This is a genomic window from Paracoccus sp. L-17 (assembly GCF_056857655.1).
On sequence record NZ_JBSXNM010000041.1, the window covers coordinates 17,726 to 42,148 of the forward strand.

Sequence of the window (24,423 nt, forward strand, 5' to 3'; positions counted from 1 at the left end):
TTGTGGACATATCTGGAAACGGTCGCGGCGCATCCTTGTCGCCGCGCCATTGGAAAAAGGAAGACGTGAAATGAACCTCAAGGACAAGGTCTGCATCATCACCGGCGCGGCCAGCGGCATCGGCCACGGCATCGCCGAACGCTTCATCGCCGATGGCGCGAAGGTCGTCATCGCCGATCTCAAGCTGGACGCCGCGCAGAAGACGGCCGACGCGCTGACGGCGCAAGGTCCCGGTACGGCGATGGCGGTCGAAATGGACGTGACCGACGAGGCGCAGGTCAATGCCGGCATCGAGGCGGTCGTCACGAAATGGGGCAAGATCGACGTCCTGGTGTCCAATGCGGGAATCCAGATCGTCCACCCGTTGCAGGACTTTCCGTTCGCCGACTGGAAGAAATTGCTGTCGATCCATCTTGACGGCGCATTCCTGACATCCAGGGCCTGTCTGCCGCATATGTACAAGGCCGGATCGGGTTCGATCATCTTCATGGGCTCGGTCCATTCCAAGGAAGCCTCGCCGTTGAAATCGGCCTATGTCACCGCCAAGCACGGGCTTCTGGGCCTTGCGCGCGTGATCTCGAAGGAAGGCGGCGAACGTGGCGTGCGCGCCAATGTGATCTGCCCCGGCTTCGTCAAGACGCCGCTGGTGGAAAAGCAGATCCCCGAACAGGCGCGCGATCTGGGCATCTCCGAGGACGAGGTCGTCAACCGCGTGATGCTGGGCGAGACCGTCGATCAGGAATTCACCACGATCGCCGACGTCGCCGAGGTCGCCCACATCTTCGCCGCCTTTCCCACCAACGCGCTGACCGGCCAGTCGCTTGTCGTCAGCCACGGCTGGTACATGAACTAGCCCCCGAAAGGACAGGAGAACCGGACGGGCGGCGCTTTTCCGGCCGGGCCTCGTGGTCCGGCGCCGCCCGAACCGACACCTCGGGCGATCCTGACGGGCCACAATCGCCATCGCGAAAAGGACGCCTTCCGGCTGGCCGGACACGCCGCCGCTGCGAGGATGCCGATTGGCCGCGATCGGACAGACCCCTCCGGGGTTGAATTTCCCGGCAAACGATAGTCCGCTCGTCATGTCGGCCCGGGCGGCGAAGGATGAGGTATGGCATGATCGACCCGGTTTCCACCCGGACTGCCGGAAAGTCCGTCTGCCACGTCTGCGGACGATCCTTTCCGGCGCCCAGGCTGCGCCCATGGATTTCGGTTCGTCCGGGCGTGTCCGAACTGATCGCCGCCACGGCGCCCGGCTGGGGCGAGGGCAAGCAGATCTGCCAGCCGGACCTTGCACGGTTCCGACGGGATTATGTCGAACGGCTGCTGGCCGACGAACGCGGTGAACTGGCCGATCTTGACCGGCAGGTGATCGCCAGCCTCGAAGCGGGCGAACCGGTATCGCGCAACCCCGAGAACGAGGCAGAGGACACCTACACGTTCGGCGAGAGGCTTGCCGACGGCGTGGCCGAATTCGGCGGCAGCTGGACCTTCATCCTGTCCTTTCTGGCGGTGCTGATCTTCTGGATGCTGCTGAACGTTCTGTTCCTCGGCGCCAGGCCGTTCGATCCCTATCCCTTCATCCTGCTGAACCTCGTCCTGTCCTGTCTGGCCGCCCTTCAGGCGCCGGTGATCATGATGAGCCAGCGCCGGCAGGAGAAAAAGGACCGTCTGCGGGCCGAGAACGATTATCGCGTCAACCTCAAATCCGAACTGGAAATCCGGCAATTGCACGAAAAGATCGACCATCAGCTTGCCCACCAATGGGAAAAGCTGGTCGAATTGCAGCAGATCCAGATCGAACTGCTGGAGGAAAACGCCGATGGCCGCCGATGATAAAGGATGCTCAACGCTGTATCCCGGTGAACCGCTGCCGCTCAAATCATCCGGAGGGATTGACCTTGAACTGCGCGGGCATGTTCTTCGTCTTTCAAGGCCGGTACCGAACCGGGCCGCAGGAATTGCATGGAAAAACCCGAGATCCTGAGGCGGTTGCGGGACTGGGCTGGTCTGGTAAAGCGCGATGTCGTGGCGCTCTACCTGGCGGCCCGCGATCCCCGTGTTCCGTGGCTTGCGAAGGTTGTCGCCGTCGGCGTCGTCACCTATGCACTCAGTCCGATAGACCTGATCCCGGATTTTATTCCGGTGCTGGGCTATCTCGACGATGCCATTCTCGTTCCGCTTGGGATTTTGCTGGCTGTCCGCCTGGTGCCGGGTGACGTGATGGACGATCTCAGGGCCAAGGCGGACAGACTGGCAGCCCTGCCCAGAAGTCGCGCGGGTGCAATCGCGGTCGTTGGGATCTGGGCTGCCGCCCTTGCTGCCATCGCCTGGTGGATCGGCCCCTTCTAGAACCGTCGCCAAGGGCGATTTCCTCCGTTCTGGGGCCGATCGCCCCCGGCCCGCAGCGCCCTGAAAGCAGGCGGCGAGCAGAAGCCCGGCCTTACAAATTTGCAATATGGCGGACAGATCCCGCGCAGATCCGCGATCTATAAACATCGGTGAAAGGGCAATCGGCCGCTACAGTTTCCGGTCATCGTTGCGGTTTCAACCTGTCCTAGATGGTTGCGCAGAGAAACCGGGACGCAGCCAGGCAAGCCCCGGCAGAAAGGAAACAGAATGACGAACCGTCGAAAAAACCTTGTGACGACCGTTCTTGCGGCAAGCACCATCATGGCGTCGCTGGCGATCCCGATCAGCAGCGTCGCGCAGGGTGCGCCGCTGGCACCGCGCGAGACCGCCGTCGCCCCCGAGACCAATCCGCCGGGCGACATTCCCGACAATCAGGTCTTCATCGATTATACCGCGCCCGCAGGTTTCTCGATGCAGGTGCCCGAGGGCTGGTCGCGCAGCGACACCGCCACGGGGGTCAGCTTCGCCGACAAATACGGCACGATCGACATCGCCACGGCCAAGGCCGACAAGGCGCCCACGCCGCAGTCCATCCAGCAGCGCGAAGTCCCCGATCTGGTCGCCGGCGGGCACGCGGTCGAGGTGACCGATGTCCGGGCCATGACGCTGCCCGCCGGGGAAGCGGTCGCGCTGGACTATCTGTCGAACTCTGCGATCAACCCGGTCACCAACCGCCGGATCCGGCTGGAAAACCGCCGCATCTATCTGTTCCATGCCGGGCAGGAGGCAATCGTCACCTTTTCGGCCCCCGCCGGCGCCGACAACGTCGATGCGTGGAAGATGATGGCGGAATCGCTGCGGTGGCCGTCGTGACCCTGCTTGTCGCCGAAGACCTGTTCCGGTTCTACCATGTCGGCGACGCCGAGATCCGTGCGCTCAAGGGCGTCAGTCTGCAAGTTCGCGCGGGCGAGATCGTGGCCCTCACCGGTCCTTCGGGCAGTGGCAAATCGACGCTGCTGTCCTGCCTGTGCGGGCTGGACGACCCCGATGGCGGCACGGTCGAGATCGACGGCCGCCGAATGACCCGGCGGCCCGAGGCGGAAAAGGCGGCGATCCGGTCGTCGTTGCTGGGCATCATGGCGCAGCGCGACAACCTGTTCGCGCATCTGACAGTCGCCGAAAACGTCGCCTTTGCCCTGTCTCGCAGACAGGGCGCGGAGCTGCCCGAAATCGGGGCCATCCTGCAATCCGTCGGCATGAACGCCCGCGCGGCCGCCTATCCCGCCACCCTGTCGGGGGGCGAGATTGCGCGCGCGGGGCTGGCGGTCGCGCTGGCGCTTGATGCGGCCCTGCTGGTGGCGGACGAGCCGACCGCAGAGGTCGATGCACAGACCGAACGGCTGATCCTGGACATGCTGGTCGCACGCAGCCGCGCCGGTCGCGGGGCGTTGATCGCAACGCATAGCCGCGCGGTCGAAGCCATCGCCACGCGCGTCCTGCACCTGCGCGACGGACGGCTGTCCGCGCGCCCCGCGCCCGATGGCGGTCAGGCGGTCTCGCCCGATGCAGAGCGGGCGGCCAGCCCGACCTTGCGCGCGCCCCTGCGATCCTCCGCCGGGGACAATGCCGCGCTGATCGAGGCGCGGCATGTAAGCCGGATCTACCATCCGGGCGGCGATCCGGTCCATGCCGTCGAGGATGCCAGCATGGACCTGCACCGGGGCGCCCGGATCGCCGTCACCGGCCCGTCGGGCAGCGGCAAATCCACTCTGCTGAAGATGCTGGCGGGGATCGAACGGCCAAGCTCGGGCGGGTTGTCGTGGTTCGGCGCGGCCAAACCCGACATGCTGCGCCCCCGCCGGATCGGCGTCGTGTTCCAGGAACCCAGCCTGATCGCGTCGCTTACCGTGCGCGAGAATGTCGAACTGCCGCTGCAATTGGCGTCGTTCCTTCCCGCCCGCCCGCATCCGGGCGCCGATGATGCGCTGCGCCTGCTGGATCTGTCCGATCTGGCCGACAAGCTGCCCGACGAATTGTCGGGCGGGCAGATGCAGCGGGTCGCCTTTGCCCGCGCCCTCGTCACCAATCCCGAAATCATTCTGGCCGACGAGCCGACCGGACAGCTTGACCAGCCGACAGGGCGCGCGGTGATGCAGGCCGTCCTGAAGGCCCTCGACCAGGCTGATGCCGCGCTGCTGATGACGACCCACGACGCGGCTCTTGCCGCCACCATGCCGACCCGGTTCCACATGGATCACGGCCGCCTGGTGAATGCCGCCTGAAAGGAGGCCCGACATGTTCCCGCTATGGATCAAAGGCGTGCTCAAGCACCGCCTCGTGCAGATCGCCCTGGCCTATTCGGGCGTCGCGATCGCCATCACCCTGGTCGCGCTGATCGGCGTCTTCTCGGTCATCAGCGCCTCGACGATGACCGATCGGGCGGTGTCGCAGGTCGTCGTGGACTGGCAGGTCCAGCCCAGGCCCGGAACGGACAATGCCGGGATCGGGGCGGCGTTGGCCGCCCTGCCCGACCTTCGCAGGGTGCAGAAGGTCGGCTATGGCGATGTCTCGGCGCTCAGCGCGAATACGGGCGGCACGGTCCAGACCACCGGGGCGGCCAAGGTGCTGGGGCTGGATCCCGGCTACCGGACGGATTTCCCGGAACAGATGCGTCTGCTTCTGGGCCGCTATGACGGCCCGCTTCTGGCCCAGCAGACGGCCGCGAACCTGCATGCCGGGATCGGCGACACCATCATTGTCAAGGCCGCCGGCGGCGACGTTCCGGTGACGATCGCCGGGATCGTCGAACTTCCCAATGCCGACGCGCTGTTCCAGACCGTCGGCGCCCCCGCCGGGGCCGGGCCGACCGCCCCGCCCGACAACGTCGTCATCCTGCCGATGGCTCAGTGGACCAGCCTGTTCGCGGCCGATCCGGCCCGGACGACCACGCAGTTCCATGCCGGGTTCACCCATGCCGCGCTGCCCCGCCAGCCCGATCAGGCCTATATCCAGGAGGCCCGCAGCGCCCGCAATTTCGAGGCCGGGATCGCGGGCGCCGCGCTGGTCGGCGACAATCTGGGCGCGCGGCTGGATGCGGTGCGGGGCGACGCGATCTATGCCCGCGTCATCTTCCTGTTCCTCGGCCTGCCGGCGGCGATGCTGGCGATCCTGCTGACCGTGTCGCTGTTGTCGGCGGACCGTGAAAGCAAGGGCCGCAGCGAGGCGCTGCTGCGGATGCGCGGACTGGACCGGGGGTCGATCCTGCGGCTCGTCGCGTCTGAAGAAACGATCGGCGCGGTCGGGGCCGCTGTCTTCGGCGCGCTGGCCGCCCTGGCGCTGGCGGTCGTCCAGTTCGGCGGCGCGGCGCTGGCGCCTGCCGCCCTGGCCTGGATCGGTCTGGCCGGGCTCGGCGGTTTCGCGATCGCCCTTCTCTGCGGTCTGCTGCCCGCCCTGTCCCGCTTGCGCGACCAGACCATCGTCGGCGGCCGGAGCTATTTCACCAGGGGCAAGGTGCCGCTGTGGCAGCGGCTGTGGCTGGACGTGATCTGCCTGGCCGCCGCCGCCGTCATCTTCCTGCGATCGGCAAGCTCCAACTACCAGGTCGTGCTGGCTCCGGAAGGGGTCACGGCCACCGCCGTCGATTACACCGCCTTCCTGTCGCCGCTGCTGTTCTGGACCGGGGCGGTGCTGCTGACGATCCGGCTGACCTCGTGGCTGATCGGCCGGTCTTCGGGCGGCCTGGCGACGATGATCGGCCGCAGCGGTCTGGCCTCGGGCACGGCGCCCAGCATCGCCGCCAGCCTGTCGCGGCAGAACCGGCGGCTTGCGGGCGGGATCGCGCTGGTATCGCTTGCCTTTTCCTTCGCCTTCGCCATCGCGATCTTCAACCTCACCTATAACGGCCAGACCCGGGTCGATGCCCTGCTGACCAACGGGGCGGATGTGACGGTGACCGGATCGACCTCGACGCCGGTCGAGCCGGTGGTGACAAAGGTCGCGGCCCTTCCCGGCGTCGCGGCGACCGTGCCGATGCAGCATCGCTTCGCCTATGTCGGCAACGACCTGCAGGACATCTACGGCATCGACCCCGCCACGATCACAGATGCCACGTCGATCGTCGACGCCTATTTCGCCAATCGCGATGCGGCGGCCACGCTGAAGGCGCTGGCCGCGACACCGGACGGCGTTCTGGTGTCGCAGGAAACCGTGAACGATTTTCAGCTCGCGCTTGGCGATACCGTGAACCTGCGGCTTCAGGATGCCACCACCCACCAATACAAGGCGATTCCGTTCACCTTCGTGGGCGTCGCGCTGGAATTTCCGACCGCACCCAAGGATTCCTTTCTGGTCGCCAACGCGGCCTACATCGCCGCGCAGACCGGCACCCCCGGCCACGAGGTTCTGCTGATCCGGGGCAAGACCGATCCCGGAACGCTGGCCGCTGATATCCGCAACACCCTGGGGCCGGCCTCGGGCTACAAAGTCTCGGATCTTCAATCCGCGTTCCACATCATCGCCTCCAGCCTGACCGCCGTCGATCTTGGCCGGCTGACCAATGTCGAGATCGCCTTCGCGGTCCTGCTGCTGGCGGCGGCGACGGGAATGCTGCTGTATCTGGGCTTTGCCGAGCGTCGCCGGGCGGCGGCCATTCTCTTGGCGCTCGGCGCGTCGGGATCCGAGATCGCGGGATTTCTGTGGAGCGAGGCGCTGATCATCCTCGTTCCCGGCGCCGTCATCGGCGCGGCGATCGGCGTCGCCGCGGCCGACATGCTGGTCAAGCTTCTGTCGGGCATCTTCGATCCGCCGCCCGATGCCCTGTCCTATCCCGTGACGGCCCTGGCCGGGTTCGTCATCGTCAGCATCCTTGCCACATTCGCCGCCGTCCGCATCGCGCGGCACCGGCTGTCGCGGACCCGTGTCGGGTAGACCCGGCGCTGGCGATGCGGATGGTGGTCCCGCCTATCGCGCCCTTCGCCGCGACAGGCGGGTTTCCAGTTGAACCATCGCGTCATAGATCAGCACCGCGAACAACCCCACGATCAGCCCGCCCTGCAACACATAGGCGGTGTTGTTCGTCAGCAGCCCCGAGATGATCACCTCGCCCAGGGTCCTGGCCGCGACGGTCGAGCCGATCGTGGCCGTGCCAAGAGAGATGACCACCGACAGCCGGATGCCCGTCAGGATGACCGGCAGCGCCAGCGGCAATTCCACCCGGACCAGCCGTTGCCGGCGGTTGAGGCCGATCCCGCGCGCGGCCTCCATCGTGGCGGGCGGCAGGGTCAGAAGCCCGGTCATGGCGTTCTCGAAGATCGGCAGCAGGCCATAAAGGAACAGCGCCACGACCGTCGGCCCGGCGCCGAAGCCAAGCGAGGGCACCGCCAGCGCCAGAACCGCGACGGGCGGGAATGTCTGGCCCATGTTGGTGATGGTGCGCGACAGGGGACGGAAGGCCGCCCCCGCCGGCCGCGTGACCAGGATCGCCAGCATCACCGAAACCAGCGTCGCCGCCGTGGATGCCAGCGCCACGAGGCCCAGATGGCTCAGCGACAGCGACAGCAGCGACGAGCGATCGTAGATGACCGGCCCGCCCTCGGGCGCGAAGGGCGCGAAGACCGGCGTGAACCAGACCGGACGCAGGACCAGGGCCAGAAGCAGCGCGATCAGCGCCCCCCGCAAGAGGTTCTGCCACCTCATGTCCGGCCTTCGGCCCGCGCACGGATCGCGTCCAGGGTGATCCTCTGCTGGCCGGCCCCGTCGCGGGTCACCGGCAGCGCCTCGCGGCCGGTCCACAGGCAGATTGCCAGGGCGTCGCGCAGGCTGGTCTCCGCCGCCACGGCCTCGCCCTCGGCGGATCCGTTCTCGACCACATCGGAGACCGGGATCAGTGACAGCAGGCGCAGCGGACGTTCGACGCCGCCGACCATTTCCGCCACGAAATCCGTCGCCGGCTGCCGGATGATCTGCGCCGGCGTGCCGTGCTGGACAAGGCGGCCCTTGTCCATCACCGCGATCCTGTCGCCCAGATGGATCGCCTCTTCCATGTCATGCGTGACCAGCATGATGGTCGATCCCAGGGCCTGCTGGATGCGGCGCAGATCCTGCTGCGCGCGCGCCCGGATGATCGGATCCAGCGCCCCGAAGGGTTCGTCCATCAGCATCAGATCGGGACGCGAGGCCAGGGCCCGCGCAACGCCCACCCGCTGCTGCTGCCCGCCGGACAATTCATAGGGAAAGCGGTCGCGGAACCGGGCCGGCTCCATCGAGAACAGGTTCAGCAATTCGTCCACGCGGGCGCTGATCTTCTGGCGGGGCCAGCCCAGCAATTCGGGCACCGCGCCGATATTGCGCGCGACGGTGTGATGCGGGAACAATCCGTGACCCTGAATGGCATAGCCGATGCGCCGCCGCAGCACGTGTTTGTGCAGGCTGGACGTAGGCTCGCCATTGATCCGGACCTCGCCCGAGCTGGGCTCGACCAGCCGGTTGATCATGCGCAGCAGCGTGGTCTTGCCGGATCCCGACGTGCCCACGATGACGGTGATCGTGGCTTCCTCGACCGTCATCGAGACGGAATCCACCGCCGGGCGCCCGTCATAGAGTTTGGTGATCCGGTCGATTTCGATCATGATCCGCCCTCCGGTATCGGTCGGGCCAGTTCGACCAGGATGTCCATCACGATCGCCGCCACGAGCGCCAGGGCGACGGTGGGCAGCGCGCCCAGCAGAATCAGGTCGGTTGCGGTCTGGTTCAGGCCCTGGAAGACAAAGGTGCCAAAGCCGCCGCCGCCGATCAGCCCGGCGATCACCGCAAGGCCGATATTCTGCAACAGCACGATCCGCATCCCGGCAAGGATGACCGGCAGGCCAAGCGGCAGGTCGATCCGAATAAGGCGCTGCCGTTCCGTCATGCCCATGCCGCGCGCCGCCTCTTGCGCGGCTGGCGGAGTGCTTTGCAGGCCCGCGACGGTATTGGCGACGACGGGCAGCAGCGAATACAGCACAAGCGCCAGAAACGCGGGGGCAAAGCCGATGCCGGCAATGCCCATCGCGCGCGCACCCGGCACGCTGTCGCCGACCCAGCCCAGCAGCGGGATCATGATCCCGAACATCGCCAGCGAAGGGATGGTCTGCAAGAAGCTCAGCACCGGCAGCAGGGCGGCGCGCAGCCTGGCGCGACGGTAACATGCCAGGCCCAGCGGCAGGCCGATCACCGCCGCCGCCGCCAGCGAACCGAACGCAAGGCCAAGATGGCGCAGCGCCGCATCGCGGAACGCGCCCTGCCGGCTGGCATATTCCTGCATCACCGACAGGTCCGACAATGCCCCCGATCCAAGCAGCAGCGCCAGCAAAGCCAGAACCGCGGCAAGCAGGCCCGCCCGTGCCAGCGGGCCCGGTGAAAGGCCGTTCAGCGCGTCCGCCGCCAGAAGCGCCAGGATGACCAGCAGCGACCAGAATCCGGCACCGGGCGAGACGCGCGCGTATTGGCCCGCGCCCGCCAGCAGCGTGGCGGCGCCCTGCGACAAAAGCCAGGGCAGCGCCGCAAGCCCCAACGCGGCGCCCAGCAGGCGAAGGACCGGGCGGATCTGCAGCACGCCAAGCGCCAGCCCCGCCGACAGCGCGGCCAGGCCCGGCAGCGTCACGCCCGGCCCGGCCGATTGCCAGATCGGAACCCCCTCGCCGGCCACGATACGGTTGGCCGCCAGCGTCATGAAAGGCGCCAGGAACGCGCCCAGTCCAAGCACCATGAACAGAAGCCCCGGCGCCGACAGCGCCGGCCAGCCGACGCGCGTCTGTGTCGCGGCGCGGATCAGTCCAGCACTCCGGTCCGGGTCAGGTAATCGCGCGCCACGGCCTCGGCAGGCTCTCCGCCGACCTGGATGCGGCCGTTCAGATCCTGCAGCGTCTTCAGATCAAGGCCGCTGAAGATCGGGTTCAGGACATCCGCGATGGCCGGGTATTCGCCCAGCACCTCTTCGCGGACGATGGGCGTGGGCTGATAGACGGGCTGCACGCCCTTGTCGTCCTCCATCACCACAAGCCCGGTCGCCCCGACGCCGCCATCGGTGCCATAGACCATCGCCGCGTTCACGCCCGACGTGCCCCGTGCCGCGGCCTGAATCGTCGCAGCAGTATCGCCGCCCGACAGGATCACCGTCTGATCGGGCGACAATTCGAAACCATAGGTCTTCTGCATCGCGGGCAGCACCGCGGGCGATGACACGAACTCGGTCGAGGCGGCCAGCTTGACGTCACCGCCGCCGGCGACCCAGGCGCCGAAATCGGTCATCGTGGCCAGGCCGTTCTGCTCGGCCACCGGGCCCGTCACCGCGATGGCCCAGGTGTTGTTGGCGGGCGCCGCGTCCAGCCAGATCACCTGGTTTTCAGCCGCGTCCAGTTCTGCCGCGCGGGCATGGGCGGCCTCGGGGCTTTTCCAGACATCGCTGTCGGCCTCGTTGAAGAAGAAGGCGGCGTTGCCGGTATATTCGGGATAGATGTCGATCTGACCCGCCAGCAAAGCCTCGCGCACGACCTGCGTGCCGCCCAGTTGCAGCCGCCGTTCGACCGGCAGTCCCGCATCCTCCAGCGCCAGCGCGATGATATTGCCAAGAAGTCCGCCCTCGGTGTCGATCTTCGACGAGACGGTGATATTGGCCAAGGCGGGGCTGGCCAGCGCGCCCGCCAGTCCGACAGCCGCAAGAACGAGATTGGTTTTCATGGTGAGGTAGGCTCCCTAAAATTGCCTGCGCTTGGGTTGGCCGAAACCGTGGACGTGAAACCGTGACGGATTCAAGGCCGCTGCGGGGTCGGCGGGTCTGCTCCTGCGGGGCCCTTGGCCGGCATGACCGGCCGAGGGCGACGAATCGTGTCGTATTGAACGCCCGGACAGGGGCCCGGTTCCCTTGCCGTGCAGGGCTGGCGCCAGCGACCACGCCAATTCCCGCGGCCGGCCGCCAAACCGTTTGCCTCCCCCGGTTGCTTTTGCTTTAATCAAGGGAAATCAGGCCCCGCCGCTGCCATTCTCCGGCACAAGGTTCCGGAAATGCCAGCGCGCCCTGCCCCGTTCCGCGACCGACAGGAAACCCCTTCATGACCGATACATCCCCTGGCTTTGACACATTGGCCGTTCACGCGGGGGCCGAACCGGATCCGGCCACGGGTGCAAGGCAGGTTCCCATCTATCAGACCACCTCCTACGTGTTCAAAAACGCCGATCACGCGGCGCGCCTGTTCAATCTCGAGGAACAGGGCTACATCTATTCGCGCCTGACCAACCCGACCGTGGCCGCCCTGGTCGCGCGCGTGGCCGCGCTGGAGGGCGCGGTCGGCGGCGTCGGCTGTTCGTCGGGACATGCCGCCCAGATCATGGCGCTGTTTCCGCTGATGGGGCCGGGCTGCAATATCGTGGCCTCCTCGCGGCTCTATGGTGGCACCATCACCCAGTTCGGCCAGTCCATCCGCCGGTTCGGGTGGACCGCCAGCTTCGTCGATACCGACGATCTGGACGCGATCAAGGCCGCCATCGACGACAAGACCCGCGCGCTGTTCTGCGAAACCATCGCCAATCCCGGCGGCTATGTCACCGATCTGGACGCGATGGCCCGGATCGCCGAGGAGGCGGGCATTCCGCTGATCGTCGACAACACCACGGCCACGCCCTGGCTGTGCCGGCCGATCGACCACGGGGCCACGCTGGTCGTGCATTCCGCGACGAAATATCTGACCGGAAACGGGACCGTGACGGGCGGAATCCTTGTCGATTCCGGCAATTTCGACTGGTCCGCGTCCGACAGGTTCCCGTCGCTGTCGCAGCCGGAAAGTGCCTATCACGGCCTGACATTCCACAAGGCCCTGGGGCCGATGGCCTTCACCTTTCACTCGATCGCCGTCGGCCTGCGCGACCTGGGCATGACGATGAACCCGCAAGGCGCCCATTACACGCTGATGGGAATCGAGACGCTGGGCCTGCGCATGGAACGGCACGTGAGGAACGCCATGGCGGTGGCCGAATGGCTGGACAGGGATCCCCGGATCGAAAGCGTCAATTATGCGGGACTTCCGTCATCCCCGTCGCATGAACGGGCGCAGCGGATCGTGCCCAGGGGCGCGGGGGCGCTGTTTACCATGTCGGTCAGGGGCGGCTATGATGCCTGCGTCCGACTGGTCGACAGCCTCAGGCTGTTCAGCCATGTGGCCAATCTGGGCGACACGCGCAGCCTGATCATCCACCCCGCCTCGACCACGCACCGCCAACTGAGCGAGGATCAGCAGATCAGCGCAGGCGCGGACCCGGATGTGGTGCGGTTATCCATCGGCATCGAGGATCTGAAAGACATCATCGCCGACCTGGATCAGGGGCTGACCGCCGCCACGGCGTAGACCGGGCCACCGCGACGCGCAGGATGGGGCGATCGTCGCACTCGATGCAGGTGGCACGCAAGGCGGCGGTTCCGGCGGCCGGACATGCCCCCGACCGCGCCGCCCGGCTGGCTGGCCGGCCGCGACGGCCTTGCGCGCGCGCCGGATTGCCGGCGCTGATCGGGCCTCGCCGGCTCAGCCGATTGTTGCGCCGGCCGCGACACCGGTGCCATCGACACGGATCCGCAGCTCGCCATCCTCGCCGTCGCGATCGACGGCGATGCGGCGGGTCTTGCCGTCAAGGCACAGGGTCGCCTCATAGCCCGGCCATTCGTCGGGCAGGCGCGGATCGACCGCGAAACCGCCGGGCCTGCGGGCAATGCCCAGAACTCCCTCGACCGCCGCGCGATACATCCAGCCAGCCGATCCGGTATACCAGGTCCAGCCCCCGCGACCCAGCTTGTCGCGCGCGCCGTAGACATCGGCGGCGACGACATAGGGTTCGACGCGATAGACCTCGGCGGCGCTCGGGTCGTGCGAATGCGTGATCGGGTTCAGCGCGTCGAACAGCCCATGGGCGCGGTTGCCGTCGCCCGACAGCGCCAGCGCATAGACCATCCAGGCCGCCGCATGGGTATATTGCCCGCCATTCTCGCGGACGCCGGGCGGATAGGACTTGATATAGCCCGGCTCGCGCGGCGTGTCGCGGAAGGCCGGCGTGAACAGCCGCATGATCCGCGCCTCGCGGTCGAACAGATGCGACAACGCCTGGGCGACACCCTGCTGCGCGCGATCCTCGCGCCCCGCGCCCGAGATCAGCGCCCAGCTTTGGGCAATGCTGTCGATGCGGCATTCGTCGCTGTCGGCGGATCCCAGCGGCGTGCCATCGTCGAAATAGCCGCGCCGATACCAGGCGCCATCCCAGCCGGCCTTGTCCAGCGCCGCCGCGACCGATTGGCGATGCGCCGACCATGCCGCCGCACGCGCCGCGTCGCCGCGCGCCTCGGCCAGCGGCGCGAAGGCATCGATGGTGGCGCACAGGAACCAGCCCAGCCAGACGCTTTCGCCCTGGCCGGCCTCGCCGACGCGGTTCATGCCGTCATTCCAGTCGCCGCCCAGGATCAGCGGCAATCCGTTGCGGCCGGTGCGCGCGACCGCCAGATCCAGCGCCCTGGCACAATGGTCATAGAGCGGGGACCGCAGGCCGGAGGAATCGGGCACGAAGAAGCGGTCATGTTCGCCCTGCTCCAGTTCGGGGCCCGAAAGGTACTCCACCGGCTCGTCCAGGATCGCGCGGTCCCCTGTCGCGGCAATATAAAGCGCGGTCACATGGCCCAGCCAGACCACATCGTCCGAGATCGTCGTGCGCACACCGGCGCCCGTTCGGGGCAGCCACCAATGCTGCACATCGCCGCTGGTGAACTGGCGCCCGGCCGCGTTCAGGATCTGCCTGCGACACAGGGACGGGTCCTGCAGGATCAGCGCGCTGGTATCCTGCAACTGGTCGCGGAACCCGAACGCCCCCGATGCCTGGTAAAAGGCGGTCCGCGCCCGGATCCGGCAGGCCAGCGCCTGATAGGGAAGCCAGGTGTTCACCAGCAGGTTCAGCTTGTCGTCCGGCGTGTCGATCTGCAGCGTTCCCAGAACGCTGTCCCATTCGTCCCGCGCGGCGTTCATCGCCGCATCGAACGCGCCGGGGCTGCGCGCGGCGGCAAGCACCCGGGGCAGCGTTTCGGCGTCGCCATTGGCCAGGATCAGCGTGGTCTCGGCGGTCTCGCCCGGCGCCACGGACAGCGGCCAGCGGATGGCGGCGCAGGGATCGCCCGCCGCCTCGACGTCTTGCGCGCCGCCGCCGCCCTGCGCGGCAGGACGGGGCCATGATTCCAGCGCCGCCGGATAGGAAATCGCGCCCTCGCGGCCCAGAAAGGCAGTCCGGGAACCGCAATGGGCGTCCACCTCGCGATCGCAGGCCAGCGCGGTGATCCGATCGGCGAAATCCGCCGAATAGGGATTGCGCCCGATGGCGGCCGCAAGCCCGGTATCAAAGCCGGTCCGGACCATCGGGCCCGCAACCGCCGCGTCGGTGCCAAGGACAAGCTGGGCATAGGCGACGCCGCGCAGCCGCAGGTGTCGCCTGGTCCGGTTGGTGACCCGCAGCCGGGTCAGCCGCGCCGGAACGTCGCGGGCCAGCGTCATCACCGCCTCGACCACGACCCAGCCATAATCGGCGGTAAAGCGCGAATATCCCAGACCATGCGCCGCCTCGAAGACCGCGTCGCCCGGCTCGGACGTGGCCAGGAAGGGGCTGGCGACGCAGCCGGTCTCGGGGTCGTGGACAAGGATCGTCTCGCCCGGCGCATTGATGACCGGATCGTTCGTCCAGGGCGTGATCCGGTAATCGCGAGAATTGACCGCCCATGTGTAGGACGCCCCTTCGGCCGAGACGTGGAAGCCGAAATCGTCACGCGCGATCACGTTGATCCAGGGATGGGGGGTCTGCCGGTCATGGGTGATGCGCAGCACATATTCGCGACCGTCGGATGCGAACCCGCCAAATCCGTTCCAGAATTCCAGCTGCGAACGGGACGCAGGCCTTGGCCGGGGATCGTCGCGCCGTCGTTCGCCACAGCCCCGAAGGCGCGCCGGAGCCGGCGGCGTCTCGCGCAGCCGCGCCAATTGTTCGAAAAGCTTGCCGTTGCGGGTGTGCAGCATGATCCGCGCCGCCGATATCAGCGTGTCGAAGCTGCCCTGGCTTATCTGATCGCGACGCACGGCATGGGCATGATGGGGGCCGGACTGGCCGGCCGCGTGGACGGCGGCATCGACCAGGGTCTGAATTCCGTGCTGCAGATCCTGGGCATAGCTGGTCGGGCGTTCGTTGAGGATCACCAGATCATGCAAGACGCCCCGGCTTTGCAGGAAGGTATGCATGCGCATGGCATTTCGGATGATCGGAAGATCGGCCTCGTTGTCGATCCGCAGCAGCAGGATCGGAACATCGCCTGAAATTCCCATCGGCCACAATTCGTTCTGCCGGCCGATGTCCCGGCGCCGCTGCGGCGTCGCGGCAAGACGCAGATCGGGCCAGATCAGCAGGCTTGCGAATTGCCGGTACAGCTTCGCCTCATCCAGCGAAACCCCGAGATGGCGCAGCTGGACCTGCGAATAGGTCCATGCCAGCCGCAACTCGTGTTCGAAACAGCCGGGGCGGGTAAAATGGGTGGCCAGCCGGGCGCAGTCCTCGGCGCTGTCGGCGATCAGCGTCCAGAAGGTGATCGAGGCGGATTTGCCGGCCGGCACGCGGATATGCCTGCGAATGGCGAAGATCGGATCCAGCGTATGGCCCTGGCGCCCCGACAGGGTCGCGCCGCTCTTCATCGCGGCGGCGTCGGCCAGGCTGCGACCGCGGCCAAGAAAGGCGCGCCGGTCGGTTTCGGCCTCGGCGGCCGGGGTCAGCGCACCATCCGGCCCGGTCACCAGATGGGCCATATACAGCGACTGGCCGCGCGGATCGCGGGGCCGGCGCCGCGCCATGATCAGCGCGCCCTCGTCGCGGATCTCGGTTTCGACGAACATCTTGGAAAAGGCGGGATGGGCCCGGTCCGAGGCCGGATCGTCCAGCACGATCTCGCCATACGAGGTCACCTCGATGGTCCGGTCGCGCCCCGACAGGTTGCGCAGGGTCAGGCGGCGTCCATCGGCATTGCCTTCGGTCGCCGCGATGATTTCCAGCCGGCTTTCGATCGCGTTGGCGGTCTTGAAGAATTCGGCCTTGTGATCGGAAAAGATCACCGTGCTGCGTTCGTCGGCCCCGCTGCACGGGGCGTGGGTCGCCGACCACCATTCCCCCGACTGGATGTCGCGCATGAGCAGATGGATACCGCCATCGTCCCGGGTCGGATCGGCGGACCACCGGTTCAGGGCGATATTGCCCAGCATGGCGCGCCCGGCGCCGGTCGAGGACACGAACATGGTGAAGGCGCCGGTCGACATCAGGGCCACCTCGCGTTCGGCCCGGCCCGGATCGTTGACCACGGTCAGGGTATCGCCGCTGCTCAGCAGCGTGTCCCGCCCCGGTCCGAAAGCCGTGGTCGCGCGCGTCACCGGCGTGATGTCGCGCGGCGACTTTTCCTGCAGCAGCAATTCGGATGCGCGCACGACCGGATCGGCGTGGAACCTTTCGCGATGAATGCCGTCGAGAACGGCGTTTCCGATCGCCAGCATCGACATGCCGTGATGATGGGCCATGACGTTCTTCACGACGCTGTGATTGGCGCCCTCGCGCTGGCGGCGTGGCGAGAAATCGACCGCGTCATAGAACCCGAAGCGGCCCTCGGCGCCCAGTTCGCGCAGCGCGGCCAGGTTCCTGATCGCCGCCTGCGGGTCGATCTGTGCCGCCAGGATCGAGGCATAGGGCGCCACCACGTAATCGCCGCCCGAACGCTTCAGCGCCAGGTTGGGAACGCCGAAGGCGTAATATTGATAGTTCATGTCCCGGTCGCGGGCGTTGAACGCGCTTTCCGAGATGCCCCAGGGCAGGCCGTGCGACCGCCCCCATTCCATCTGGATCGCGACCGCCATCTTGTCGGCGAGGTTGAGGATGCCGCCCTGACGTTCCTTCAGCAGCAGCGGCGGCATCAGGTATTCGAACATGCTGCCCGACCAGGACAGAAGCGCGCCGCGATGGCCGACCATCGCGAAGGGCCGGCCCAGACGCGACCAATGTTCCTTGCCCAGATCGCCCTTGGCGATGGCCAGGAAACTGGTCAGCCGCGCCTCCGAGGCCAGCAGGTCATAGCGGCTGCCGTCAAGCGCCTGCGCATCGGTGCGATAGCCGATCGACATCAGCGACTTTTCGCGATCGACGAACAGGCTGAAATCCATCCCGAAGGCAAGGTTGCGCGCCCGCTCGGCCAAAAGCCGGGTCTGCAGGACGAACTTGTCCAGCGCCTCGGGCCGGGTTGTGACCGGGTTCAGGACATCGGCGGTGTCGCGCACCAATGCCGTGGACCAGGCCAGGATCTCGGCCGCGTCGCCGCGCGGGGTCGCCGCGTGCAGATCGCCCGCCAGTCGCCGGATGGTCGCGGCGCGGCTGATCAACTGCCCGGCCGCGACCGGATCGGCCAGCGATCCGGGCAGGCTGTGCGCCACCGACCGGGCATAGCCGTCGATCGCCTCGCTCATCGCGCCGTGCAGGTCGCGCAGCGCACGGCGATCGTCGCGCAGCAGCTCCAGCTCGGCGCGCAGGATGTCCAGCGTGTCGCGCAGCCCCGCCGTGGCGGGCACGCGCACCGAAGGCGCGTGCGCCGCCCAGCCCCGCAGACCGGAGGACAGCGCGATCAGCATCCCGGCAAGATTGCCGCTGTCGACCGAAGACAGATAGGGCGCGGGCAGCACCGACAGCGTTCTGGTGTCATACCAGTTGAAGAAATGCCCGCGAAACCGCTGCATCCGTTCAAGCGTGGCGATGGTGGCCTCGATCCGTTTCAGCGCCGTGTCCAGGCCGATCCAGCCGAAATCATGCGCCGACATGACCGACATGAGATACAGCCCGATATTGGTCGGCGAGGTGCGTTCGGCCAGTTTCGGGGCTGGCAGTTCCTGATAATTGTCGGGCGGCAGATGGTTGGTCGTCTGGTCGACGAATTCGTCGAAATAGCGCCAGATGCGGCGGGCGATGCGCCGCAACTCGGCCTTGTCCTCGGCCGAGATCTGCAACTGGTCGACCGTTTCCAGCGACCGCGAGGCGCGAAAGGTGATCCAGGGCGCGGCGATCCACAGCGCGGCGAAAATCACCGCGACCGGAAGGGCGGATGGATTGACCGCGGCAGAGGCCAGGATCGCGCCGCCGCCGATCAGGGGCGACACGATCATCCGGCGATATTCGGCCGCAAGCCGGGGGTCGTCCCTGTCGCCGATCAGCTGCGATGGCGTCCATTCCAGCAGGTTGCGCCTGCTGACGGCCAGCCGCCACAAGGTCCGGAAGATGGCGTCCGCCGTCGACCAGGCCCGATCCGCGACCGTGGTCAGCCGCAGCCCGAACTGGGTGAACGAGATGCGGGCGTCGCGCAGCACCTGGTGGATGTGATACCCCCATGACACGCCATACTGGCGCCGAAGGACGTTGGTATCGATCTGAAGGATCGGCACCAGCACCATCAGCAGGATCAGCGCCAATTGCCACAGCGCCGCCGCCGATCCCGGCAGCAGCAGCCAGCCCGCGACCGAGGTCGCAAGCCAGCCCGGCGCGACCAGGGACCGGCGAAGATTGTCCAGCATCTTGAACCGCGCCAGCCCGTTCAGTCCGTTTCCCGGCGTGACGATCAGCGGCAGCAACTGCCAGTCGCCGCGCATCCAGCGATGCTGGCGGCTTGCCTCGTTCGCGTAGCGGGTGGGGAAATTCTCGACCACCTCGATATCCGATACCAGCGCCGCGCGGGCCAGGCTGCCTTCCAGCAGGTCGTGGCTGAGAATGGCGTTTTCGGGCACGCGGGCGGTCATCGCCGCCTGAAACGCATCGACGTCGTAGATGCCCTTGCCGGTGAAGCTGCCCTGACCGAACAGATCCTGGTAAAGATCCGAGACGGCGAACACATAGGGATCAAGCCCCCGGTTCGCGGAAAATGCGCGCTGGAAGACCGAGGCTTCGGCCCCGGTCGTCAGGGAGGGCGTGACCCGCGGCTGCATGATCGCATGGCCCCGGATCACCAGACCCTTCTCGTCGCTGACCGGAAGGTTGACGGGATGGGCCATCTTGCCGGCCAGGGCCGCGACGGTGTCGCGTGGCAATCGGGTGTCACTGTCCAGCGTCACCACATAGCGCACCCCCTCGGGCGGGGTCGGGCCGGTCGCCAGAAAGCTGGTCCCGGTCTGACCGCGCAGCAGCATGTTCAGCTCGGTCAGCTTTCCGCGCTTGCGTTCCCAGCCCATCCAGACGCGGTCCGTCGCACTCCACTGACGGCGCCGATGCAGCAGGAAAAAGCGCCGGACCCCGCCGTGGTTGTAATGTTCGGCCAGCGCGTCGATGCGCTGGCGGGCGTGATCCAGCAGCGCCTGATCACGCGGAAGCGTTTCGGCATCGGCGTCGGCCCAGTCGCTGAGAAGCGCGAAGAATATCTCGGTCTGCGGATTGGCAAGGTAATGCGATTCCAGCGTGTCCGCCAGTTCGTCGATGGCGTCCATGCTGGTGATCATGCAGGGGATGACGACCAGCGTCCTCGCCTCGGGGGGAAGGCCGGTCCGGAAATCATAGCCCGCAAGGCAACGCGGCGCCAGCCATCGCGCCGCCAGAAATGCCAGGGCCTGCATCGCGGTCTCGCTGGCCGGGACCAGCGCCAGCGCCAGCAGCAAGCCGACCTGCCACCGGGGCAGGCCGGCGGGGATCGTCCAGGTCATCACCGCCAACAGCAGGACGGTCAGGACCAGCAAGGGCAGTTGCAGCGACAACCATCCAAGCCGGCGTATCAAGATGCCCAGCATTTCGTAGGCTGTCCTGCGGCACCCTGCCAGCCGCTGCAGCCGGAACCGGTCCTCGCCGACCAGCAGGTGCCCGACCTCGACGCGCCCGTCCAGCCGCGGCTCCCGGAGGATGCCCCGATCGGCGGCACCTTCGGAATCGCCGGCAGCGGTCTCCAGCGCCAGCCGGGCGACCTCTGTCTCGCTCAGCCTGGATCGGCGCGCCGTCCGCTCGACCGCGGATCGATAGGCCGCGCGGGTTGCCTGGTCCAGGCGGACGAATTCGGAATCCCCGACCAGCATCCTGTCGACATGGCTGACGCCCTCGAACCATGTCAGCCAGTCGATATCCCCCATCCGGCGCAGGCTGCTGATGACGTTGCCGACGGTGACGTTGCCGGCCGATTGCTGGGCGTATTCCCGCTGCACCGCGCGTTCCAGCGCCGGCTGTCCGCCCCATCGCCGTTCCAGCGCCGCCAGCGCCGCCTGCGCGTCCGCGGTGCCCTCGCGAAGGCGATACAGCAACTGGACCGCGACGGTATCCCGGAAGATCAATTCGCCCCGGCCCTCGACGATGGCCGAGATGTTGTCGGGATCGCTTGCGACCAGATCGGCGATGGCGTTGGCGGTATTGCGGTACCGGCGCGCTGTCACCACCCGGTCGGACATCCGGCGAAGATTTTCGACCAGAACATAGCGCAGAAAGGTCGGGACGGCCCATAGCTCGGCGATATCCAGCGTCGAGACCGACTGGAAACCGCGAAGAAAGTCGGACAGGTCGTCGGCCTTGACCTCGGAATTGGTCAGCGCGACGAAATACCACGCGATCAGCAGACTGCGCGGCGCCTGTCCGCCCCCGGACAGCGCCACTTTCCGCTGATGGCGCAGGAACGAGCGTCCGAAACCCTGGCGCAGCTGGCGCAGGTTCTCTTCGACCATGTGGTAATTGTCGATCAGCCATTCCGCCGCCGGCGTGATCAGTTCGTCGCGTTCTGCCGCCATGACGGTATCAAGATAGTTCGTCCGGATCGCATCCTGATTGTCGGTCAGCCGCCGGATCGGGGCGGCCGGCGCATCGTTGAATTCCGGAAACCGCGTCGCCGCCAGTTCCCTGCCGGCTTCGAACAGCGATTTCGCGGTCCATAATTCGACCCGGATCGGCGCCGAACCATCGGGCGACCGCTGGTCCGCGGTCCACGAACTGGGCTTGATCCGGCTGAACAACGACGAGTCTCCCTTCAAGGCCGGCAACACCAGAGGAACGGTATCACAAGACGCGGCCGAAACAGCGCCGGAATCGCGGTTGCGCGGCAGACGGGCCGCATCCGGCATTCACCCGCGTGGAGCCGATCGGATATTGTCGGGCAGCCAGGTGGCGAGGTCGGGAAAGAGGATCAGGACGAAGACCATCAGAACCATCAGCAGGAACATCGGGAACGCCGCCTTGGAAATGAAGCTCATCTCGTGGCCCGTCATGCCTTGCAGCACGAACAGGTTGAACCCGATCGGCGGCGTGATCTGCGCCATCTCGACGACCACGACGATGAAGATGCCGAACCAGATCATGTCGATCCCGGCATCCCTGACCATGGGCTCGACCACGGCCATGGTCAGCACCACCGAGGAGATCCCGTCCAGGAACATGCCCAGGATGATATAGAACACCAGCAGCACCATGAGAAGTTCGAAGCGCGACAGGTTCCAGCCCGCGATCAGGTTGGCCAGCCCGCGCGGCAGCCCGGTAAAGCCCATGGCAAGCGACAGGAACGCGGCACCCGCAAGGATCAGCGCGATCATCGCCGATGTGCGCGTGGCCCCCAGAAGGCTTTCGGTAAAGCTTTTCCACGTCAGCGATCGCTGAAGCGCGGCAAGGGTCAGGCCGCCAAGAACGCCGAAGGCGGCGGCCTCGGTCGCGGTGGCGAAACCCAGATACATCGAGCCGATGACCACCAGGATCAGACAGATGACCGGCAGCAGGAAGCGTGAATTCACCACGCGGTCGCGAAACGACATCGGCGCGTCCTCGCGCGGGGTCCAGTGGCGCGAGGTTTGCGAACGGATCGCCACATAGGCCATGAACAGCAGGGCCAGCACCAGCCCTGGCAGGACACCCGCGAAGAACAGCTTCGATATACTTTCGTTGATCGTGACGCCATAGACGATCAGCGTCAGCGAGGGCGGGATCATCAGGCCCAGCGTCGCCGCCCCGGCCAGCGTGCCGATCACCATCGATTCCGGATAATTGCGGCTGCGCAGTTCGGGGATGGACATCTTGCCGACGGTGGTCAGTGTCGCGGCCGATGAGCCGGACACCGCGGCGAAGACCGCGCAGCCGACGATGTTGGTATGGACAAGCCCGCCCGGCAGCCCCGCCATCCAGGGCGAGAGCCCGCGGAACATGTCTTCCGACAATCGGGTCCGGTAGAGGATCTCTCCCATCCAGATGAACAGCGGCAGCGCGGTGAGGGTCCAGGATGACGAGGCCGTCCAGATCGTGGTCAGCATCACATCGCCGACCGGACGCGAGGTGAACAGCTCCATGCCCACCCAGGCGACCCCCATGAGCGCGAGCCCGACCCAGACGCCGCTGCCCAGAAGCGTGAACAGGACAAAGAGAAACAGGATGATGATGTAGAGGTTTTCCATCGCGCTACTCTCCGAAGCTCTGGTCGGAAAGATTCTGCCTGATCCGGTGCTTGCCGGTGGCGATGACGTGGATCAGGTGATCGGTCAGGGCGATGGCCAGGATGACGGCACCAAGCAGCATCGCGCTCTGGGGAATCCAGAGGGGGGTGGCATCCTGTCCCTGGCTGACATCCCCGAACTTCCAGGACCAGTAGACGAAGCGCCATCCATACCAGACGAAATACCACATGACCGCCGCGCCGATCGCAAAGCACCAGACGTCAAGCCATCTGCGAACCTTCCGGGGAACGGCGTTCAGCACGATGGAGACGCGGATATGCGCGCCGTGATTCAGGGCATAGGCAAAGGCCAGAAAGCTTGCCGCGGCCATCATGTATCCGGCATAGGCGGTCGCGCCGATCAGGACGCCGCCGGTCCAGCGGGCGGCCATCTGGGCCACGATCAAGGCGAGAATGCCGATCAGGCACAATGCGGCAACGCCCCCCGCCAGATTGTAGATTGCATCGCAAACCGTTCTGACGCCGCGCAACTTTCCCACGATCATTCCCCCGTCCAGGTGCAAGAGGCCACGGAAGCGCCGGACGACGGCGAAGGCCGTCCGGCGAAAGGATCACTTTTGCATGGCCCGGAACTTGTCCACGATGGCCTGACCGGGTTCGCCCGCCGTCTCGAGCCATTCCGAGGTCATGGTTGCCCCGATGTCCTTCAGTTCCGCCTTCATCTGATCGCTTGCCGGCTCTACCGTCATGCCGCCCTCGCGCAGCCCGTTCAGCGTGAACTGGGTGTATTCCTTCGCGCGCCAGGTTCCCGCATATTCCGCCAGCGCGCCACAGGCGTTGATCACGTTCCTGTTCGCCTCGGAGGTCTTGGCCCAGACGTCCGAGTTGATCAGGACGTAGTTGCGCGGCAGCCAGGCGTCCACCTCGTAGAAATAGTTCAGGCTTTCCCAGACCTTGCGGTCGTAGCCGGTCGCGCCGGAGGAAATCATCGCATCCGCCACGCCGGTGGCGAAGGCCTGACTGATCTCGGCGGCCTCGATCTGGACCGGAAGCATGCCCGTCAGTTCGGCCAGCCGCGCGGTCGCGTTGCTGTAGGACCGGAACTTGACCCCCTTCATGTCGGCGATCGATTTCGTCTCGTTCTTGAAATAGAGACCCTGCGGCGGCCACGGCACCGAATAGACCAGGGTCATGTTCTGCTTGGCCAGCAACTCGGTCAGCGCCGGTTTCGCGGCTGTCCACAGATCGGCGGCCTGATCGAAGGAGGTGGCGAGAAACGGAATGGAATCGACGCCGAACAGCGGATTTTCATTCTCGTGCGCCGACAACAGGCGCTCTCCGATCGGAACCTGGCCGGTCTGGACGGCGCGCTTGATGTCGTTGCCCGCAAAGAGCGAGCCCGAGGGATGCGTCTTGATCTCGATTTCGCCACCCGTTCCGGTCGTCACGCAATTGCCGAATTGTTCGGCCGTCACCGAGTGGTAGTTGGTCGCGGAATAGGCCAGTGGCATGTCCCAGACTTCCGCGAAACCGGGGGCCGCGACGCCGGCAAGTGCGGTCGCGGCAAGAAGCGTGGTCAGTTTAGTCATGTCGATCTCCCTGCTTTTTCTATAGTT

The 24,423-nt window shown here is 66.6% G+C and carries 16 protein-coding genes; 8 read left to right on the top strand and 8 right to left on the bottom strand.

Annotated features, from left to right (window positions below):
- The first annotated feature begins 70 nt into the window (after nt 1–70).
- The 7 genes from AC13CR_RS11995 to AC13CR_RS12025 all read left to right on the top strand — a co-directional run bounded on the left by AC13CR_RS11995 (nt 71) and on the right by AC13CR_RS12025 (nt 7,278).
- Nucleotides 71–853 carry a 3-hydroxybutyrate dehydrogenase gene (locus AC13CR_RS11995; protein WP_292952797.1) on the top strand — a complete coding sequence of 261 codons (783 nt, stop codon included), beginning with the start codon at nt 71–73 and terminating at the stop codon, nt 851–853.
- Nucleotides 854–1,116: 263 nt separating this feature from the next.
- Nucleotides 1,117–1,836: a DUF1003 domain-containing protein gene (locus AC13CR_RS12000; protein WP_446232422.1), complete on the top strand. Its 720-nt coding sequence runs from the start codon at nt 1,117–1,119 to the stop codon at nt 1,834–1,836.
- Nucleotides 1,823–1,987 carry a hypothetical protein gene (locus AC13CR_RS12005; protein ID WP_482900879.1) on the top strand — a complete coding sequence of 55 codons (165 nt, stop codon included), beginning with the start codon at nt 1,823–1,825 and terminating at the stop codon, nt 1,985–1,987. Before AC13CR_RS12000 ends, AC13CR_RS12005 begins: the two co-directional genes overlap by 14 nt.
- The gene (locus AC13CR_RS12010) at nt 1,966–2,352 is read left to right on the top strand and encodes a YkvA family protein (RefSeq protein ID WP_293015264.1); all 387 of its coding nucleotides are present in this window, start codon (nt 1,966–1,968) and stop codon (nt 2,350–2,352) included. The genes AC13CR_RS12005 and AC13CR_RS12010 overlap by 22 nt, the downstream gene beginning before the upstream one ends.
- 267 nt (nt 2,353–2,619) lie before the next feature.
- The gene (locus AC13CR_RS12015; protein WP_292952805.1) at nt 2,620–3,225 is read left to right on the top strand and encodes a hypothetical protein; all 606 of its coding nucleotides are present in this window, start codon (nt 2,620–2,622) and stop codon (nt 3,223–3,225) included.
- Nucleotides 3,186–4,634, top strand: a complete 1,449-nt coding sequence (locus tag AC13CR_RS12020; protein WP_292952808.1) for an ABC transporter ATP-binding protein — start codon at nt 3,186–3,188, stop codon at nt 4,632–4,634. Before AC13CR_RS12015 ends, AC13CR_RS12020 begins: the two co-directional genes overlap by 40 nt.
- A 13-nt stretch (nt 4,635–4,647) precedes the next feature.
- Nucleotides 4,648–7,278 (top strand): FtsX-like permease family protein, encoded by a 2,631-nt coding sequence (locus AC13CR_RS12025; protein ID WP_446232139.1) that lies wholly within the window; start codon nt 4,648–4,650, stop codon nt 7,276–7,278.
- Between the two features lie 33 nt (nt 7,279–7,311).
- On the opposite strand, the gene AC13CR_RS12030 is transcribed toward AC13CR_RS12025, so the two are convergent.
- From AC13CR_RS12030 to osmF, 4 genes are all read right to left on the bottom strand, one after another.
- Nucleotides 7,312–8,046, bottom strand: a complete 735-nt coding sequence (locus AC13CR_RS12030; protein WP_292952814.1) for an ABC transporter permease — start codon at nt 8,044–8,046, stop codon at nt 7,312–7,314.
- Nucleotides 8,043–8,978 carry an ABC transporter ATP-binding protein gene (locus AC13CR_RS12035; protein ID WP_482900880.1) on the bottom strand — a complete coding sequence of 312 codons (936 nt, stop codon included), beginning with the start codon at nt 8,976–8,978 and terminating at the stop codon, nt 8,043–8,045. The genes AC13CR_RS12030 and AC13CR_RS12035 overlap by 4 nt, the downstream gene beginning before the upstream one ends.
- Nucleotides 8,975–10,096 (bottom strand): ABC transporter permease, encoded by a 1,122-nt coding sequence (locus AC13CR_RS12040; protein WP_482900881.1) that lies wholly within the window; start codon nt 10,094–10,096, stop codon nt 8,975–8,977. Before AC13CR_RS12040 ends, AC13CR_RS12035 begins: the two co-directional genes overlap by 4 nt.
- Nucleotides 10,097–10,158: 62 nt before the next feature.
- The gene (gene osmF / locus AC13CR_RS12045) at nt 10,159–11,067 is read right to left on the bottom strand and encodes a glycine betaine ABC transporter substrate-binding protein OsmF (RefSeq protein ID WP_292977962.1); all 909 of its coding nucleotides are present in this window, start codon (nt 11,065–11,067) and stop codon (nt 10,159–10,161) included.
- A 371-nt stretch (nt 11,068–11,438) separates the two neighbouring features.
- Between osmF and AC13CR_RS12050 the strand changes: the two genes are divergently transcribed.
- Nucleotides 11,439–12,728, top strand: coding sequence for an O-acetylhomoserine aminocarboxypropyltransferase/cysteine synthase family protein (locus AC13CR_RS12050; RefSeq protein ID WP_292952826.1), 1,290 nt, complete (start codon nt 11,439–11,441; stop codon nt 12,726–12,728).
- Between the two features lie 174 nt (nt 12,729–12,902).
- On the opposite strand, the gene AC13CR_RS12055 is transcribed toward AC13CR_RS12050, so the two are convergent.
- The 4 genes from AC13CR_RS12055 to AC13CR_RS12070 form a co-directional block, all read right to left on the bottom strand.
- The gene (locus tag AC13CR_RS12055; protein WP_482900882.1) at nt 12,903–21,386 is read right to left on the bottom strand and encodes a GH36-type glycosyl hydrolase domain-containing protein; all 8,484 of its coding nucleotides are present in this window, start codon (nt 21,384–21,386) and stop codon (nt 12,903–12,905) included.
- A gap of 108 nt (nt 21,387–21,494) precedes the next feature.
- Nucleotides 21,495–22,808, bottom strand: coding sequence for a TRAP transporter large permease (locus tag AC13CR_RS12060; protein ID WP_292952832.1), 1,314 nt, complete (start codon nt 22,806–22,808; stop codon nt 21,495–21,497).
- 4 nt (nt 22,809–22,812) lie between these two features.
- Nucleotides 22,813–23,352, bottom strand: a complete 540-nt coding sequence (locus AC13CR_RS12065; protein WP_292952835.1) for a TRAP transporter small permease — start codon at nt 23,350–23,352, stop codon at nt 22,813–22,815.
- Between the two features lie 66 nt (nt 23,353–23,418).
- The gene (locus AC13CR_RS12070) at nt 23,419–24,396 is read right to left on the bottom strand and encodes a TRAP transporter substrate-binding protein (protein ID WP_292952838.1); all 978 of its coding nucleotides are present in this window, start codon (nt 24,394–24,396) and stop codon (nt 23,419–23,421) included.
- Nucleotides 24,397–24,423: the final 27 nt, after the last annotated feature.